This is a genomic window from Pseudomonas sp. Je.1.5.c (genome assembly GCF_051129895.1).
GTDB lineage: Bacteria > Pseudomonadota > Gammaproteobacteria > Pseudomonadales > Pseudomonadaceae > Aquipseudomonas > Aquipseudomonas urmiensis.
The window spans coordinates 194,230-211,207 of the sequence record NZ_JBCPSP010000001.1; the positions used below are offsets into that span (position 1 = coordinate 194,230).

Annotated in this window: 15 protein-coding genes; 6 read left to right on the plus strand and 9 right to left on the minus strand. The window is 62.9% G+C overall.

All coding sequences use genetic code 11. The features are described 5' to 3' along the window. The first annotated feature begins 91 nt into the window (after positions 1 to 91). Together AAZU54_RS00915 and AAZU54_RS00920 are read left to right on the plus strand one after the other, a co-directional pair. Entirely contained in the window at positions 92 to 1,009 is a 918-nt protein-coding gene (locus AAZU54_RS00915) for a LysR family transcriptional regulator (protein WP_186555125.1), read from the plus strand. 183 nt (positions 1,010 to 1,192) lie between these two features. Further along, positions 1,193 to 1,354, plus strand: a complete 162-nt coding sequence (locus AAZU54_RS00920; RefSeq protein WP_186555124.1) for a DUF2986 domain-containing protein — start codon at positions 1,193 to 1,195, stop codon at positions 1,352 to 1,354. A 139-nt stretch (positions 1,355 to 1,493) separates the two neighbouring features. Here the strand turns inward: AAZU54_RS00920 and AAZU54_RS00925 are convergent, their stop codons facing one another. Continuing rightward, entirely contained in the window at positions 1,494 to 3,224 is a 1,731-nt protein-coding gene (locus AAZU54_RS00925) for a response regulator (RefSeq protein ID WP_434726332.1), read from the minus strand. Positions 3,225 to 3,380: 156 nt separating this feature from the next. Between AAZU54_RS00925 and AAZU54_RS00930 the strand changes: the two genes are divergently transcribed. Together AAZU54_RS00930 and AAZU54_RS00935 are read left to right on the plus strand one after the other, a co-directional pair. Continuing rightward, complete coding sequence (locus AAZU54_RS00930) at positions 3,381 to 7,604, plus strand: autotransporter outer membrane beta-barrel domain-containing protein (RefSeq protein WP_434726333.1); 4,224 nt, start codon at positions 3,381 to 3,383, stop codon at positions 7,602 to 7,604. A 223-nt stretch (positions 7,605 to 7,827) separates the two neighbouring features. After that, positions 7,828 to 8,301 carry a sn-glycerol-3-phosphate transporter gene (locus AAZU54_RS00935; RefSeq protein ID WP_186555122.1) on the plus strand — a complete coding sequence of 158 codons (474 nt, stop codon included), beginning with the start codon at positions 7,828 to 7,830 and terminating at the stop codon, positions 8,299 to 8,301. Here AAZU54_RS00935 and AAZU54_RS00940 read toward each other — a convergent pair. Beyond that, the gene (locus AAZU54_RS00940) at positions 8,279 to 8,776 is read right to left on the minus strand and encodes a VOC family protein (protein ID WP_186555121.1); all 498 of its coding nucleotides are present in this window, start codon (positions 8,774 to 8,776) and stop codon (positions 8,279 to 8,281) included. The genes AAZU54_RS00935 and AAZU54_RS00940 overlap by 23 nt on opposite strands. A gap of 184 nt (positions 8,777 to 8,960) precedes the next feature. Between AAZU54_RS00940 and AAZU54_RS00945 the strand changes: the two genes are divergently transcribed. Then, entirely contained in the window at positions 8,961 to 9,776 is an 816-nt protein-coding gene (locus AAZU54_RS00945) for a protein phosphatase 2C domain-containing protein (RefSeq protein WP_186555120.1), read from the plus strand. A gap of 86 nt (positions 9,777 to 9,862) precedes the next feature. Here AAZU54_RS00945 and AAZU54_RS00950 read toward each other — a convergent pair whose 3' ends face one another. The 5 genes from AAZU54_RS00950 to AAZU54_RS00970 form a co-directional block, all read right to left on the minus strand. Next, complete coding sequence (locus AAZU54_RS00950) at positions 9,863 to 10,210, minus strand: cupin domain-containing protein (RefSeq protein WP_405129443.1); 348 nt, start codon at positions 10,208 to 10,210, stop codon at positions 9,863 to 9,865. Positions 10,211 to 10,228: 18 nt separating this feature from the next. Then, positions 10,229 to 11,515, minus strand: a complete 1,287-nt coding sequence (locus AAZU54_RS00955) for an NAD(P)/FAD-dependent oxidoreductase (protein WP_186555118.1) — start codon at positions 11,513 to 11,515, stop codon at positions 10,229 to 10,231. Further along, the gene (locus AAZU54_RS00960) at positions 11,512 to 12,255 is read right to left on the minus strand and encodes an amino acid ABC transporter ATP-binding protein (protein WP_186555117.1); all 744 of its coding nucleotides are present in this window, start codon (positions 12,253 to 12,255) and stop codon (positions 11,512 to 11,514) included. Before AAZU54_RS00960 ends, AAZU54_RS00955 begins: the two co-directional genes overlap by 4 nt. After that, the gene (locus AAZU54_RS00965; protein WP_186555116.1) at positions 12,252 to 12,908 is read right to left on the minus strand and encodes an amino acid ABC transporter permease; all 657 of its coding nucleotides are present in this window, start codon (positions 12,906 to 12,908) and stop codon (positions 12,252 to 12,254) included. The genes AAZU54_RS00960 and AAZU54_RS00965 overlap by 4 nt, the downstream gene beginning before the upstream one ends. 63 nt (positions 12,909 to 12,971) lie before the next feature. Beyond that, positions 12,972 to 13,730, minus strand: coding sequence for an ABC transporter substrate-binding protein (locus AAZU54_RS00970; RefSeq protein WP_434726334.1), 759 nt, complete (start codon positions 13,728 to 13,730; stop codon positions 12,972 to 12,974). A 167-nt stretch (positions 13,731 to 13,897) separates the two neighbouring features. Here AAZU54_RS00970 and AAZU54_RS00975 point away from each other — a divergent pair, with 167 nt between their 5' ends. Continuing rightward, the gene (locus tag AAZU54_RS00975) at positions 13,898 to 14,674 is read left to right on the plus strand and encodes an IclR family transcriptional regulator (protein WP_186555114.1); all 777 of its coding nucleotides are present in this window, start codon (positions 13,898 to 13,900) and stop codon (positions 14,672 to 14,674) included. 56 nt (positions 14,675 to 14,730) lie between these two features. Here AAZU54_RS00975 and AAZU54_RS00980 read toward each other — a convergent pair whose 3' ends face one another. Further along, positions 14,731 to 15,906 (minus strand): GGDEF domain-containing protein, encoded by a 1,176-nt coding sequence (locus tag AAZU54_RS00980; protein WP_186555113.1) that lies wholly within the window; start codon positions 15,904 to 15,906, stop codon positions 14,731 to 14,733. Between the two features lie 172 nt (positions 15,907 to 16,078). Beyond that, a complete protein-coding gene (locus AAZU54_RS00985) occupies positions 16,079 to 16,963 on the minus strand; it encodes a LysR substrate-binding domain-containing protein (protein WP_312154091.1) in 885 nt (294 codons plus the stop codon). Positions 16,964 to 16,978 lie beyond the last annotated feature (15 nt).

The following is a 16,978-nucleotide window of genomic DNA, read 5'->3' on the forward strand; positions in this document are numbered from 1 at the left end:
AGCCCACGTTAAATTCCCCAGCACCCCTTGGGAAGATCTATAAACAGATAGGCTGTCTTCTGAAAAACAGATACCCATTACCGGAGCCTGCATGTCGCTGACCTTGCGCCAGGTGCGCTATTTCGTTGCCACCGCCGAGATCGGCCAGATCTCCCAGGCGGCGCTGCACCTGAACATTTCCCAGTCGGCGGTGACCACCGCGATCAAGGAGCTGGAGGCCATGCTCGGCGCGCTGCTGTTCCAGCGCTCGGCCCAAGGCATGAGCCTGACCGACGCTGGCCGGCATTTTCTCAACCGCGCCTACGTGATCCTGCGCAGCGTCGACGATGCGCTGAACAGCCCGCTGCCGGATGTACGCGCCAGCGGTCTGCTGCGCCTGGCAGCGAGCTACACGGTCATTGGTTACTTTCTGCCGCATCACTTGCAACGCCTGGAGCACTGGCACCCCGATGTGCTGATCGAGGTTCATGAACAGGAGCGCAGCGCCATCGAGCAGGGGTTGCTCGAAGGTCGCTTCGACATGGCCGTGGTATTGACCGCCAACCTTACCCACCCGGATATCGTTTCCGAGACGCTGTTCAACTCCGAACGCCGACTGTGGCTGCCCAGCCATCACCCGCTGTGCGAACGCTCGGCGGTGAGCCTGGCCGATGTCGCCCAGCAACCCTACATCCTGCTTACGGTCGATGAAGCCGAACAAAGCGCGATGCGGTATTGGCAACAGGCTGGGCAGCAACCAGATGTGCGCGTGCGCACAAGCTCGGTCGAGGCGGTGCGCAGCATGGTTGCCAATGGCAGCGGCGTGGCGATTCTGTCGGATCTGGTGCACCGTCCGTGGTCGTTGGAAGGCAAGCGCATCGAGACCGTGACCATCAGCGATCAGGTCACGCCCATGAGCGTTGGCCTGGCCTGGCATCGCGAGCGCGAATTAAGCCCGGCGATGCAGGCGCTGCGCAGCTACTTCCATGCAGCGTTCATGGCGCCGCAGCAGCATTTGGCTCGACGCTAAGCGGGGCGAGGTGCTCGAAGGCCGCTCAGTCAGCGGCGGTGCTTGTCCGCGCCACGCAGATCGATACCGATCCCGCAGCAATGGAGTAGAATTTCGCCATCGCGGACACCGGCTAGCCAGCCGTTCGACCGAGCCCCTGGGATCGGGTTGATATCCCACGCAGTCACGAATCGAGTTGAAACCATGAATCGGCAGAAAAAAATCAAGCAGCTGTTAAAGGCTCACGCGAAAAAAGCCAGCGCCAAACTGGCTCCCAAAAACAAACCTAAATACATCTGCAAAGCAGACCGGGCGAAGTTGGCTGCCCAGGGCGATCAAGACTCAGGCGCCTTGCCAGAGAGCTGATACGGCTGCAACGCCAGCAGCTCACGCACACGCCCGCCCAGGCTGTCGATGTGCACGTCTGAGCGCAACAGTTGCATCCAGCCAACAGGTATGCGCCCTCGTGTTGACGTTGAGCGGTCGCGGCTCGAGCGTCTTGGTTTCATTGCGCGCTGTCGGCAAGCACCTGTGGCAGGTCCATTTCTACTCGCAGTACCAGCGTGTCACCGTCATCAGGGGCAAGGGTTTGAGCGCGCCCCTGCAAGCGCAAAAGCAGGCGCTGGAGAGTGGCATACGCCGACACTTCGCACGGCGCTTGCTCTAGGGCCGGGTACCAGGGCGTCAGCTCCAGGCTCAGGCGCAACAAGCCTCGCGGTTGAATCCGGGTAGCCAGACGCAAGCTCAGGTGCGCCGGCAATGGCCGCAGTTGCAGGTAGCCGCACAGGCCCTCGAGCAATTGCCGGTAGTGGCGAGCATCGATCCACGCGCTTTGCAGTGCACGCAGCCCTGGCCCCAGGTCCAGCTCACAGCCCCGCGCTTGCAGTTGCTGGCGCACCGGCGCCAGGATCGCTTCGGTCAGGTTGCCCAGGTCATGCGCGGCGCGTTGCGCCTGACCTGGGTGGTCATCCTGATCCATCAGGGCATCGACCTTGGCCAGGCACTGGTACATGGCTTGAACGTGTTCTGCCAGGCTTTGCAGAGCTGGGCGCAAGGGCTCATCGCTTAGCGCAAGCACGCGTTGCACAGCGGTTCGAAACACCGCCAGCATTTGCCCAAGTTCCTGGCTGACAGCTGCCAGGGTCGAGCTCTTCAGGTGGCTTTCATAGCGCGCCTCGGCGCCCTCGTGACGCAATATCGAGAGCAGCCGATCGCGCTCGGTGAGGTCACGCATGCCGCCCAGCATGGCCACCAATTGACCGCTCTGGTCGCGAAACGGTGTGCACCAGATATGCATGGCAACCACTTCGCCCAGATGCTCGATCACCGCTTCGGCCAGAAACGGCTCTTGCCGCGCAACCGCCTCGGTGAAGCGCTGCCGTGAACGCTCGCGCAACGGCGCAGGCAACCACAGCGCCTGGTCGATGGTAGAGCCGTAGATCGCTTCGAAACTTTCTCCGGCGTAGGCCAGGTAGCGGCGGTTACACATCAGCAGGCGGCCTGCGAGGTCGCGCACGAACATCGGGTAGGGGGCAGCGTCGAGCAGCGCCCGTAACAAGCCGTGCTCGCGTAGCAGTTGCGGGTCGCTGGAAGGCGCCTGCGCCCTGCTCGCCTCGTCGCCGGCAACCAAGCCATGGCTGCGGGCGACTTCGAGCAACTGGAAATCGTTGCCGACCTTGAGCTTCTGATGCAGACGCGCCTTGTAGGTGCTGATGGTCTTGTAACTGAGGCTGAGCTGCTCGGCGATGTCCTTGTTACTCAACCCTTGGCTGAGCATCTGCAACACGGTGAGTTCGCGCCCGGAAAGCTGGGTCAAGTCATCTTCGCCTGCACCGTCGAGGTCCTGGCGGGCGACTTCACGGGGGAAGTAGCTGCGTCCATGGCTGAGCGCCTGCAGGGCGCTGTGCAATTGGCCAAGCGCTTCGCTCTTGCACACATAGGCATCGGCGCCGGCCTGCAAGGAACGGGCGGCATACAGGCTGGCCTCCTGCACGCTGTACACCAGCAGTTTGATGCCCTGATGACTGGCGCGCAGCCGGCGCAGCAAATCCAGCCCACCCAGCTGCGGCACCAATAATTCCAGAATGACCACCTGCGGGTGCAGCAGCCGGCACTGCTCCAGCGCATCCAGGCCGTTGTCGACTTCGCCCAGTACCTGGTGGCCGGCACGCTCAAGCACAGCCCGCAAGCCGTCACGCACGATCGGCAGGTGATCGACCAACAGCAGCGTGCTCATGGCGCCTTCCCTCTGCGGCAATGGCCGATGCCAAGCATAGACCAGAGCCGCGGACGAGAGTCACTCCTACAAGCAGGTTGTAACGCCTCCGACATTCGCCAGCAGGCGTCCCGCGCAGACTTCAGGCATCCCACTTCAGATGCCCAAGAGGCTGCCATGAACACCGTCAAGCGTCCTGCACACTTCCAACGTACTCGTCTGGGCCGGGCCATTGGCCTGATTCTGGCGGCCCTGTTCAGCGTCAGCCTGATCGAGGCCGAAGCCGAGGACAGCGCCCTCGACCCACCGCTGATGGCTATCGACCCGCCCTCGGCAGCGGGCGCCATGCCCTCCCCTGACTACCTGCAGATCGCCCTGCAAGCCAGTCAGCAGGCACCCCAGTTATTCGCCAGCCGGCTGCTGGGGTCGCCAGCGCCAATCAACCTCAACAGCGCCGATGGCATTGGTGTTTCCAGCGCAGGTGCGCATGACGACGCCACGGTCAACCTGGGCGCGGCCCGCACCACCGGGGTGCTTGCGCAGATGGCCAGCAGCGTCGGCTTCGAGCGCGGTAGCGTCAACAGCAGCGCCCTGACGGCCGCCAACGCCAATGGCCAAACGGGGCTGGCCAGCGATGGCGGCCAGTTGAGTGGCTCTGGGGTGACGGTCACGCTGATACCCAAAGCGGCCAACAGTACGCTGATCACCGCCAGCAACCTGACCGGCGTCAGCGCCAAGAACGCCGGCCAAGTGAGGTTGAACAACAGCACCATCAGCGTCGGTGGCGGCACTAACGGGGTGAACAACCAGGGCCTGGTCGCCACTGGCGCTGGCAGCCAGATCGACCTGGTTGCAAGCGAGGTCAGCACCCTGTCCAAAGGCTCGGTTGGCGTGCTGGCCCAAGGCGGCGGCAAGATCAGCATCAGCGGTGCCAGCGTGATCAGTACCACTGGCGCCAGCAGCCCTACTAGCGCCAGCCATGGCCTGAAAGCCACTGGCAACGCCAGCCTGATCGCTGTCAGCGACAGCGAGATACGCACTGGCGCAGTCGCCGCCAGCGGCGCCCGGGCAGATGACGGCGGGCAGATTCAATTGCAGCGCACCAGCCTCAGCCATACTTCCGCCGCCACCAGCACCAGCAGTACTGCCGTGTTGCATGCGCTCGGCGGCGCCAGCATCAACGCCGATGCGGTCACGGTCAGTTCCAGCGGCAGCTACATCGGCGGCGCCCGCGCCGAAGGCAGCGCCAGCCAGGTTTCGTTGCGCAACAGCAGCGTGGCTGTCAAAGGCTCGGGCACCGTCAATGACTTCGCCTCAGCCGCACGGGCCATGGGCGGCGGCGCCGTGCTGATCGACAACAGCACCCTGAGCGCCGAAGGCACCTACAGCCACGGCGTGTCAGTCGAAGGCAGCGGCTCGCACGCCATTGTCAGCGCCAGTCGGGTCGAGGTCGGCGGTAATCGCGCGCACGGTCTCTACGTCAATGCAGGCGCCACTGCCGAGGTCAGCGACAGTACCCTGCGCCTCGCCCCGGCTGGCAGTGCAGCAGGCCCTTGGGGCCTGGGCGCCTTGGTCGAAGGCAGTGGCTCACGCCTGCTGTTCAACGACAGCCAAGTGCACACCACGCAGAAAACCAGCTACGGGGTACGTGCCCTGGGCGGCGCCGAGCTGCTAATCAACAATGGCCTGATCGATACCCAGGGCAATTACTCAGCAGGCCTGAGTGCAGGTAACTCGACAGTGGTGGCTCATAACCTCACGGTGACCACCTCGGGCGACGACAACGCCATGGGCGTGGTCGCCGACGGCGGCGCGAACATCACCCTGTATGGCGGCTCGGTAACCACCACGGGCAATGGCTCACCGGTACGATCCAACCTGACCTTCCCGCACGCCCTGGCCTCGCGCAACCCAGGGGCTGTGCTCAACGTCTACGGCACCGCCGTGCATACCACCGGCACGCAGGCCTACGGCGCTGCGGTAGACGATGGCGGCAGCCTGTACTTGGAAGGGTTGAGCGTGAAGACCGAGGGGCAGTATGCCATGGGCCTGTATGCCGGCATCGGCACCCTCAAGCCAGGCCAGGTCAGCCTGGTGGCGCACAATGTCAGCGTCCAGACCCTGGGCGACCAAGCGACCGGCGCCATGGTCAGCCGGCAGTATCAGAGCGATACGGCCAGCCTGCAATTGAGCGACTCGAGCATCACAACCAGTGGTGCGTTGTCCCATGGTTTGCAGGCCGAATCCACCGCGCTACTGAGCGCTAGCAACACCACCGTCACCACCCACGGCGAGCGGGCCCTGGGGGCGCTGGCGAACAACCAGGCCAATGTTCAGCTCGATCAGGTCGGGATCAACACCAGCGGCAACCTGGCCCACGCCGCCGTGGCCAAGAACGGTGCGCGCCTCGACGCCCAGCGCAGTGTGATCAACGCCTCCGGTGACCAGGCCGCAGCGCTTTATGCGCAAGGCACCGAACTGCTCAAGGGCCAGGCCACTCTCGACAGCAGCGTACTGCAAAACCGCGACGGGGCCACTGTGGCTGTCGCAGGCGTCGCCGACATCAGCCTGACTGACAGTATCGTCGGTGGCAGCGGCCAATGGTTGAATGTCGACAGCGCCGTGGCCAGCGATGGCAGCAGCATCCCAGACATGGGCACCGGCCAGTGGCAAGGTGTCGGCAGCTCGCTGGCCAGTGCCGGCAACGCCGACATCGATGTCGTAGGCTCGGTGCTCAACGGCGCTGCGCGCACCGCTGCGGGCAGCAGTGCCCAGGTCGATCTGCGCGACAGCAGCCTATGGAACCTGACCGGCGACTCGAACCTCAGCACCCTGCGCAACGAGGCCAGCCTGATCGACTTCAGCGCGCCAGTCGGCGGCAGCTACAAGCACCTGACCGTCAACAACTACCACGGCGCCAATGGCACCTTTGCCCTGAACACGTACCTGTACCGCGACGGTTCGCCCTCGGACAAGCTGGTGGTGGATGGCGGTAAGGCCGATGGCAGCAGCAACCTGTTGATCAAGAACGCAGGTGGCCCCGGCGCGCTGACCCAGGGCAATGGGATTCTTGTAGTCGATGCCATCAATGGCGCGACCACCGATGCTCAAGCCTTCCGCTTGCTCAGCCGGGTCAAGGCCGGCCCTTATGAATACACCCTGCACCGGGCCAGCCTGGATGGCAGCAATCGCCAGGCCTGGTACCTGCGCTCTACTGCTGATGGGGGGCCGGTTGACCCTGTTGATCCAGTCGAGCCGGTGAAACCTGTCGACCCAGTGAAGCCGGTAGATCCGGTGAAGCCTGTAGATCCGGTGAAGCCTGTAGATCCGGTGAAACCCGTCGATCCAGTGGACCCCGTCGATCCGACTGAGCCCGAGCACCCCATCGTTCCAGTTCGGCCACAAGTGCCCAACTATCGCCCGGAAACGACGCTATACCGCGCCTTGCCTTCGATGTTGCTGCACTACAGCCACGCCATGGTCGATACCCTGCATGAGCGGGTCGGTGAAGAGCGCAGGCTCAGCAGCGAGCCACTGCCCGCACAAGCCGCCGAACAATACGGCCCGTCACTGGGCTGGGGCCGGCTGATCTACCGCAAGGGTGAGGACGAGCTGGGCCAAGGTGCCAGCTACGACTACCGGATCCAAGCCTTCCAGGTCGGCACTGACCTGTATCGCAACGAAGACGTCGATGGCAGTACCGATCAGGCCGGTCTGTCGCTCAACGTTGGGCGTATCGCAGGTGACGTCGAGCACACCAATGGCAACAGCGCTGGCGACGACCTGATCCGCGCCTATGGGGTCGGCGGCTACTGGACCCACTTTGGGCCAGAAGGCTGGTACCTCGACGGTGTGCTGCAGTTCAACCGCTTCGACGTGCAAGCCAACCCTAGCGACATGGACACCATGAAAACCCGCGGCCGTGGCGTGACCGCCTCGCTCGAAGGGGGCTATCCGTTCAACCTCAATGAGGACAAGAACCTGCGCATCGAGCCGCAGGCCCAGGTGATCGTCAGCAAGATCAAGGTCGATGACAGCCACGACGACGCCTCTGATGTGCGCTTCGAAGACGTCGACTCGCTGACTGCCCGCCTGGGGGTGCGCATCGACAAGGACAGCCTGCGTGCAGACGACCAGGGCAAGCTGCACCGCACCAACGTCTGGGTGCGCCCCAGCGTCTGGCACGAGTTCAAGGGCAAGAGCAAAACCGAGTTTTCTTCGGCCGATGGCTACATTCCCTTTGGCACCGACATGAGTGGGACCTGGGGTGAACTGAACCTGGGTGTCGACTACCAGGTCGATGAACGCACCACAGTGACTGGCTCGTTGGGTTATCAGAAGGCGTTTGGCAAGGACAGCAGAAGCTATGAAGGGATGATTGGTATCAAGGTCAAGTTCTGATCGACGACGCCCGGCTAAGCCGGGCGTTTTTTATCGAGGGCCTCATCGCCCAGGCGCCTTATCCCCCTCTGCAACCCGCCATTATCAGACAAATCCGATATTCGATAGCGAGTCAGCTACCTACCATACGCGCCCTTTCCCACCATCAGCCAAGCCGACAGAGACAGGTTTCCAATGCAGGCGTGGCGAGTGTCCATAACGCGCGTTGCGCCAGGTGTTGAACATGAGCAGACAATTTTTGCTAGCTATTGCCCTACTCCTCTGGAGCACCGCAGCCAGCGCTGGGCAAAGCGAGCCACAGGGCGATTACTGGTACATCCAGACCAGCGCCTATACCCGCCACTGGAGCCCCGACCCAGAGCACAACAATCACCAACGTCTGATCGGTATCGAACGGGTGTACAGCGATGGGCTGCTCTGGGGCGGGGCGACATTCAAGAACTCGTTCAACCAGCGCTCCTACTATGGCTACGTCGGCAAAGTCTGGGAGCATGAGCGGTTTCCGCTCTATGCCAAGCTCAGTGCAGGCCTGATCCAGGGCTACAAAGGCGAATACAAAGACAAGATCCCGCTCAACCATTTGGGCGTTGCGCCGGTAATCATTCCGGGCATCGGTGCGCATTGGGGGCCGGTGGCTGCAGAGTTTGTGGTGCTCGGCGCGGCAGCGGGAATGGTCAACGTGGGGCTTCGGTTCTAGGGTTCAACGCCGCCTCAATCTTGGCGACGTCGATCTTGCCCATCTGCATCATCGCCTCGAACGCCCGCTTGGCGGCGGCTTGGTCAGGATTGGCAATGGCCTGGATGAGAATCCTTGGGGTGATTTGCCAGGAAATACCCCATTTGTCCTTGCACCAACCACAGACACTCTCCTCGCCGCCATTGCCGACGATGGCATTCCACAAACGATCGGTTTCGGCCTGATCGTCGGTAGCAACCTGGAACGAGAACGCCTCGTTGTGCTTGAACACCGGCCCTCCATTGAGGCCGATGCAGGGAATGCCCATCACGCTGAACTCGACAGTAATCACATCGCCCGCCTTCCCCGAGGGATAGTCGGCTGGGGCCTTATGCACGGCCAGCACCTTGCTGTCCGGGAAGGTCTTGGCGTAGAACTCGGCCGCCTCCTGCGCCGCCCACTCATACCACAGGCAAATAGTGTTCTTGCTGGTCATGGCGGTACTCCTCGATCGGGACAGAGGCATTAGTCTAGTCGCTCGATGTCCGGCAGCCAGGCGCTAAGGCTGCGCGCATGGGCCGGTTTCAACGCTATCATCGAGATGGCCGAGCGCTGAGCGAACCCCGCGCCGACAGGCCTGTCCAACCTGCTCCCATGTGCGACGAGAAGACCCATCGACCATGCATTTCGACCTGATCCAAAGCTTGAGCCTGGCCGGTAAGCCAGAGGTACCCAACGATGACCGGATCGGCTGCGCCGACCAGCATGCCTGGGTCATCGACGGCGCGACAGATTTGGGCCCACCGGGTCTGCTCGGTGAGCGCGGTGGTGCGGCCTGGCTGGCGGCAGCGGCGCAGCGGGCTTTTCACGGGGCATCCGGCGCTTTGCAGCAGGTGTGTGAATCGGTGTTTGTCGCCGTCGCAACCAACTATGCCCAGGCCCAGCGACGCGAACCGGTCGCGGCCTGGGAGCTGCCGCGCGCTGCATTCGCCGCCGTCGCCCTTGAGGGTGCCGAACTGAGCTGTGCCTATATGGGCGATTGTGTCGTGCTGCACCGCAGTGCCCAGGGCATTGGGTTTCTCACCCCCGAGCCGGACCGTGAGGCTGAACGTGCTGAAGCCGCAGCCCTGGGCCCGGGCACCGGGGCATTCGGGGTGCGCACGCCAGCGGTGGTGGCCGACCGCCGGGCTGCCCGTGAGCGACCCAAGGCCGTCTTGAGCATCGATGCGCAGCAAGCCCGAGACGGCACACGCTATGTGCGCAGCGCGGTGTCCGTGGGCGATGAGGTGATTTTGATGAGCGACGGTTTCGCCGCGCTGTTCGATACCTATGACGTCTACGACCCGGCAGGTTTTATCGCGCAGCTCGAGGCGCATGGCTTGGCCGCTCTGGCTCAGACGCTGCGCGCCATAGAACAGGAGGACGCCGCTTGCCTGCGCTATCCGCGCTTCAAGGCCAGTGACGATGCCTCGGCGATCTGGTTGCGGGTCGCCTGATAGCTGATCGACGGGCGGCCAGCACTGTTCGCGAGGGGTGGATTTGAGCATTTTGGGGCAGCGTTGCAGCCCCAAAATCTCGGACCTCAGCCAAAAATCACATAACTCTTGCGCACAGTTTGACGAATCTCCCATGTTCCTTGGCTATCTGGCGGGAAGCACAGGGTATCGCCCGCACAAAACGCCAACGGCGCCCCGCCATCGGGGGTAAAGCTCCCCTCCCCGCTGATGATGTAGCTGTACTCGGCTTGCTTGACCCCACGCCGAAAACTGCCCGGCGTGCACTGCCAAATACCCGTTTCGGCCGCAGCGCCAATCAGGTTGTGCTCACCTGCTGTGCTCGCCTGGGCAATGGTTTCGCCCACGGGTTGGGCCACCGGCGCCGGTTGCGAAAACTGCGCCTCGGTTACCGCCTTGATCAATACCGGTTGCATCAACTACCTCCTAATAAGTCAGAGAACGGCATCGAGCAAGCGATACCAGGCAATGCCCACGCCCAGGTACAAACGCTGCAGGCCATGGAACGGAATCGGTCGGATCGGTGACAGCGGAAACGGAAACTGCTGCGCCTTGCCCAGCAGTCGCTGTGCCAGGTGCCGGCCAAGTGCGGACGACATGGCAATACCTCGACCGTTGTAACCGAGCAGGATGCTCAGACCCGGCGCCGGCTCGTGCAGGTGCGGCATGAAATCCTGGGTCAGGGCAACGCGCCCGCTCCACTGGTATTCGAACTCGACCCCGGCCAGATGCGGGAACAAGCCCAGCACCGAGCGACGCAGGTGGTTCCAGTCGCTGGCAGCCTTGGGCTCGGCAAACGGCCCACGCCCACCGAGCAGCAGTCGGCCTTGGGCATCCTGCTTGAAATACAACAGCAGCCGGCGCGCATCGGAACACACCTCACCGCCAGGCAGCACCGTGCGCCGCAGTGCGTCCGGCAGCGGCCGGGTGGCAACGATGAAACTGTTAGCCGCCAGCACCGTCTGACGCAGCTTTGGCCACAAATCGTCGGTATAGCCATTGGTGGCCAGCACCACGCGCTCGGCGCTGACCGTGCGCCGGGTATCGGTGGTGAGGGTCCAGCCACGGCTGTCACGCTGCAGGCCGGTGACGCGGTTGTGGCCATGGATCTGCGCGCCTTCGGCGATGGCCGCCCTGGCCAAGCCGCGTGCGTAGCTCAGCGGCTGCACGCTACCGGCACGCGGGTCGACCCAGGCGCCCAAATAGTCACAGCTGCCGATGCGCTGGGCAACGCTGCCCTTGTCGAGCATCTCCACCGGCACCCCGCGGCTGCGCCATTGCTGCGCACGGCGCTCGACCGCGCGCATGGCGGCCGGGGTTGCCGCGGGCTGGATCCAGCCCTTGCGGGTGGCGTCGCAGGCAATGTCGTAGTGGCGGATCAGCTCGAACACCTCGTCGGCGGCAGTCCCGGCCACTTCGATCAAGCGCTCGGCTTGCTCGCCACCGTACATGCGCAGCAACTCGTCGGGGTCGTGCTTGAGCCCTGGGATCACTTGCCCGCCGTTGCGTCCGGAAGCGCCCCAGCCGGGCTCGCCGGCATCCAGCACACAGACCCGCGCCCCCTCGCGGGCCAAGTGCAGGGCGGTAACCAGGCCGGTGTAGCCGGCGCCGACCACGGCCACATCGACTTGCTTGTCTTCGGCCAACGGCGGGGTGTGTACGCCAGGGGCGGCCGTGCTCGCCCACAAGGAAGGCGGTAGCGCCAAAGGTCGTGCACTCATGCCACGCCTCCATCAGTGGTCAGCAGGCGTCGCAAGAATTCCTGGGTACGGGGCTGCTGCGGCGCGCCAAGCACCTCGCGCGCCGGGCCTTCCTCGACGATTCGCCCGCCATACAGGAAGCACACCTTGTCGGCGACCTCGCGGGCAAAGCCCATTTCATGGGTGACCACGACCATGGTCATGCCCTCCTCGGCCAGCTTGCGCATCACCGCCAGCACTTCGCCGACCAGCTCCGGGTCCAGCGCTGAGGTCGGCTCGTCGAACAGAATGGCCTTGGGCCGCATGGCCAAGGCCCGGGCAATGGCCACACGCTGCTGCTGGCCGCCCGACAGCTCATCCGGGTAGGCCTCCATGCGATGGGCCAGGCCGACCTTTTCCAGCAGTGCCTTGGCATGTTCGCGGGCCGCCTCGGGGCTTTCCTTCTTTACATAGATCGGCCCTTCCATGACGTTCTGCAGCGCGGTGCGATGGGGAAAGAGGTTGAAGCGCTGAAACACCATCGCCACCTGGGTGCGAATCTCATGGATGGTCTTGGCATTGCGATCGACCCGCTCGTCACTGACCAGGATGTCGCCCCCTTCATAGGTTTCCAGGCCATTGATGCAGCGCAGCAGGGTCGACTTGCCCGAGCCCGATGGGCCGATCAAGCACACCACCTGGCCGCTCTGGACCTCAAGGTCGATGCCTTCGAGAACGCGGGTACTGCCATAGCTTTTGTGCAGCGACTGAATGCTGATCATGCGTGCTTCCTCGTGGCGATCCGCGCCTCGAGACGGCGCAAGGCATACGACAGCGGCAGGCTCAAAGCCAGGTAGAGCAGCGCCACCAGGGTATAGACAGTCATGTTTTCAAAGGTCGATGAGGCTATCAGCTGGCCGGCCCGGGTCATCTCGGCGACGGTGATGGTCGACACCAATGATGAGTCCTTGAGCATCATCACCAGGGTGTTGCCATACGGCGGCAAGGCAATCCGGAAGGCCTGTGGCAGCACCACCCGGCGCATGATCATCGGCCCGCGCATGCCCAGCGACTCTGCCGCCTCGATCTGACCTTGCTGGATAGCCTGGATACCTGCGCGAAAGTTCTCCGCCTGATACGCCGAGTAGGCGATGCCCAAACCGATGATGCCGGCCTGCAGGGCAGTGAGCTGGATCCCGAATTCCGGCAACACGAAGTAGATGTAGAACAGCTGCACGATAATCGGCAGGCCACGGATGATGTTCACCACCGAAACGGCGAACAGGGCGACCGAGCGAACCTTGGACACCATCATCAGGGCGAAGGCCAGGCCAATCAGGGAGCTGAGCAGGAACGAGGCAATCGTGACCTGCACGGTGACCACCGCGCCACTCAAGAGAATGGGCAGGAAGTCCAGAGCATTCTGGAAGAACATAAGCGAGTCCGCGAGAGAGCAATCAGGGAAGAGGCGCCCGCTGCGGGCGCCGTGAGGCGACGATCAGTCCAGGTGCCACTTGTCGATGATGCCGGCCAGGGTGCCGTCGGCCTTGATGCTGGCGATGCCCTGATTGACCCGGGCAAGCATCTGCGGATCGCCCTGGCGCATGATCAGGCACACTTCACCTTTGATCTGCGGCTGATAGCTGTCGACCAGACGGACTTTTTTCAAGGTGCCCTGGGCCATCTGGTAGGCGAGGATCGGATGGTCGCCAAAGCCGGCCTTGATCCGGCCCAGGGCCAGGTCGCGGGTCAGGTCCGCCAGCGAATCGTAGCCGCGCACTTCCTTGAAAATGCCGCGCTTGTTGAGCTCGTCGAGGAAGATGGTGCCGACCTGGGCGCCTACCACTTCGCCTTTGAAATCATCCATGTGGCTATAGGCCTTGGCGTCGTCGGCACGCACGATCAGGCCTTCGCCGTACTCGAACACCGGATCCGAGTACTGCACGACCTTTTCTCGCTCGGGGGTACGCAGCATGGCGGCGGAGATCAGGTCGATCTTTTTCGCGGTCAGCGAAGGGATCAGTGCGGCGAAGGTGGTCTGGGCGATATCCACCTCAAACCCGGAGGCCTTGGCCACCGCTTGGGCGGAGTCGACCATCATGCCCTGGATACTGTTGCTCTTCACATCGAGGAACGTGAACGGCACACCGGTAGCGGTGGCGCCGACTTTGTACGTCTCGGCCTGGGCGACCAAGGAGGTGATGCAACTGGCGGCAAGGGCCAGGGCGCAGGTGAACACACGAAGGCGTGGATACATGGTGAACACTCCCATTTGACGCGGTTTGTTGTCGTTATGCGTTATGGATGCCTCGGGTATCGGCAGGAGGCCTTGCGACCCAATATAATTGATTTACAAAAATCGTAAAGAGATTTATAAATATCGCATATCGATATTAACCAGTGATCCTGCCCAAGGGACGATCCATGAACGATAACGACAACAGCCTGTTCAACCAGTCACTGGAAAAAGGCCTGGCGGTGCTGCGCGCCTTCAACGCCCGCCGGCGCACCATGAACCTGGCCGAGGTGGCCGAGGCCGCTGGCATCAACAAAAGCTCGGCGCAGCGCATGATCCATACCCTGGAAGCCTTGGGTTATGTGAGCAAGCATCCGCAGACCAAGCGCTTCCAGCTCACCCCTGAGGTGATGGAAATCGGCTACAACTACCTGGCTGCCGACACCCTGGTGGACGTCGCCAACCCGTTCCTCGCCGAGCTGGCGCAGACCACCGGGGAAACCACCAACCTGACCGAGCCCGTGCGCAACGACATGCTCTACGTAGCGCGTTTCGTCGGGCCTAAGTTCATCCCTATCCATTTGCCGATTGGCAGTCGTATCCCGATGTATTGCACCGCCTCGGGGCGCGCGTACCTGAGCGCGTTGGACGAGGATGAGGCGATGGCCGTGCTGCGCGCCAGCGATCTGTCTCGGCACACCCAGTACACCCGCACATCGCTGGAAGAGATCCTCGGCGAAATTGCCGAGATCCGCCGCAAGGGCTTTGCCATCAACAATGAAGAGTTGTTCTTGGGCGACATGGCAGTTGCCGCCCCGGTGCGCAACAGTCAGGGCCGGCCGGTGGCATCGGTGCATGTGGTCGCACCGACCAGTCGCTGGTCGCTGGAAGAGGCTGAGCGGCGGCTGGCACCTGCGGCAATCGAGTGTGCTCGGGCGATCAGTACATCGATCAGGACGCTGTGAGTGAGCGCCGGCCTGTTTCCAGTGGTTTGCTGTCAATCAGGCCGATGCTGGACCGATCATCCTTGCTGGGCTGAAGGTGCGGCCAAGGTTTGGTCATCCAGTTGAATGCGGTTACGGCCGCCGCGCTTGGACTCGTACAGGGCAATGTCACCCTGCTCGATCAATGCCGCCAGGCTCGCGGGGGGTCGGTCGAAAAGGTTGGCACCGATGCTCAAGGTGACAGCCGCTGGGGTGGCAAACGATTGCGAAGTGAGCAGCAAGAATTGCTCTCGTAGACTGCTGCCCAGCTCATGAACCCGCGCAGGCGAAGCATTGCCCAGCAGGATCACGAACTCATCGCCGCCCAAGCGCGCGGCCAGCGCACTGGCAGGCAACATGGCGCGGATCATTTCGCTCAGCCCGACCAACAGCCTGTCACCGGCAGTGTGGCCATACAGGTCGTTGACCAGTTTGAAGTTGTCGATATCGATCAGCAGCAATGCCCCCGGCCGGGCCGCGCTTACCTCGTTGATCAGGCGCGGCGCCCGCACTTCCAGGGCGCGCCGGTTATACAGGGCAGTCAGCGGGTCACGCGCGGCCAGCCGGGCGATCTGCTGCTCACGCCGGTAGCGCTCGGTGCCGGTCATCGACAGCGCGATCAGCATGATCGCCATGGCCCCTTCGACCAGCGAGACCTGAATGATTTCGCCGCGCAAAGCGGCCAGGTCGATCAACGTCCCGGGCACCAGCGGCGGGATCATCTTGGCCAGATAAAACAGGCCGTGGCCGAGCAACACGAAACGCAGTTGCACAGCGCCTACGCTCAACGACATGCCATGTGGGCGCAGGAGAAAACTAGCCCTGAGGGTCGGCAGCGCAACCAGCAGCGATTGCACCAGCAACATCACTTTTGACCACAGCGGCCCTTCCGGCAGCAGCAGCATCACCAGCCACGTGATGAACACCAGGTACCAAGCCCGCGACAGACGGGTTTCAGTAAAGCGGGCAACGCCCAGCAAAAAGCAGAAATGCGCAGTGATCAACAGGCCATTGGCAAACCAGATGCCAATCAGCAAAAAGCCGTTGCTGCGCAGTAAAGCGAGGGTGCTGCCCACGCTGATGATGGCGAAACCGGTTGCCCAGTAAAGCAAGGAAGATTCGCGCACGGTGCGCCACTCGACCGCCAGGTACAGCGCCGCAGCGGCGGCCAGGGCGATCGTGATAGTGAGCATGGTAGGTGGATCGAGCGCCATGGAATGACGGGCCTGCCTGAAATTAAGAGTGGAGAAATGTTCAAAACCAGTTTGCGCGGCCCTGCGCCTGTACTGCACGCGCACGATTTCCGTCGTGGCTTACTGCCCATGCATCATCCGCACCAGCGGCTAATACCCTGTCGCTGTTAAGCGGAAAATAGCGCCTGGCGCGTTACTGCTCAGCGAGAAAACTCACCAGTTGCCGACCATGTGAACTGAGCCGCTCCCAGCCACGAAAGCACACGCGCAGTTCCAGGGTCGCCCAGCGTTCCTCCAGCGCGACCCAGCGCACCGCCAGCTCTTGCTCGGCGCGCAACGCCGCAGTTTCCGGGACAATGGCGATGCCTGCGTGCTGGGCGACCAATTGGGCGATGGCTTCAAAGCTTGGCGCGCGAACGCGCACTTTCAGCGGCATCGCCAGGTTCATCGCCAGCTCTTCGACGAAACGCTGCATCGCCCGCTCGCCCGGCAAACACACAAATGCAAAGCCCAGCGCGTCAATCAGCCGCAGCTGCTCCCGCCCGGCCAGGGGGTGGTCGGCCGGGACCAGCAAGACCAAGCGCTCGGTGCGAAACGGCAGCGACACTAAACCGTCGCTTATCAAATTGCCATCATAGACGCCGATCTCGCACTCGTCAGCCAGAACCACACGCAATACGTCAACGCTTTTGTGCTCGACCAACTGCAGGTCGACTTCTGGATAGTCGGCTAGAAACGGGCCGAGCACGGCGGGCAACAAGGTGCTGTTGGTGACTGTGGAAGCGGCCAGGTGCAAGGTGATGCGCCGTTGCCCGGCCAGCTCGTGCAGGGTGTCCTGCAATTTGCGCGCTTCGCCCAGCACTCCTCGCGCCGCTTCCAATACCAGCCGGCCGGCTGGGGTGAGTTGCATACCGTCGGCGCGCCGGGTGAACAGGCTCAAGCCACAGCGTTGCTCGAACAAGCGCAGGCGATTGCTGGCGGCAGAAACGGCCACCGGAAACGTCGCAGCGGCCTTGCTCAAGCTACCGGTAGCGGCAATCGCGGCAAGTAAACGCAGATCGGGAAGATCGAAATGCATTGAGCTTTCTCTAAA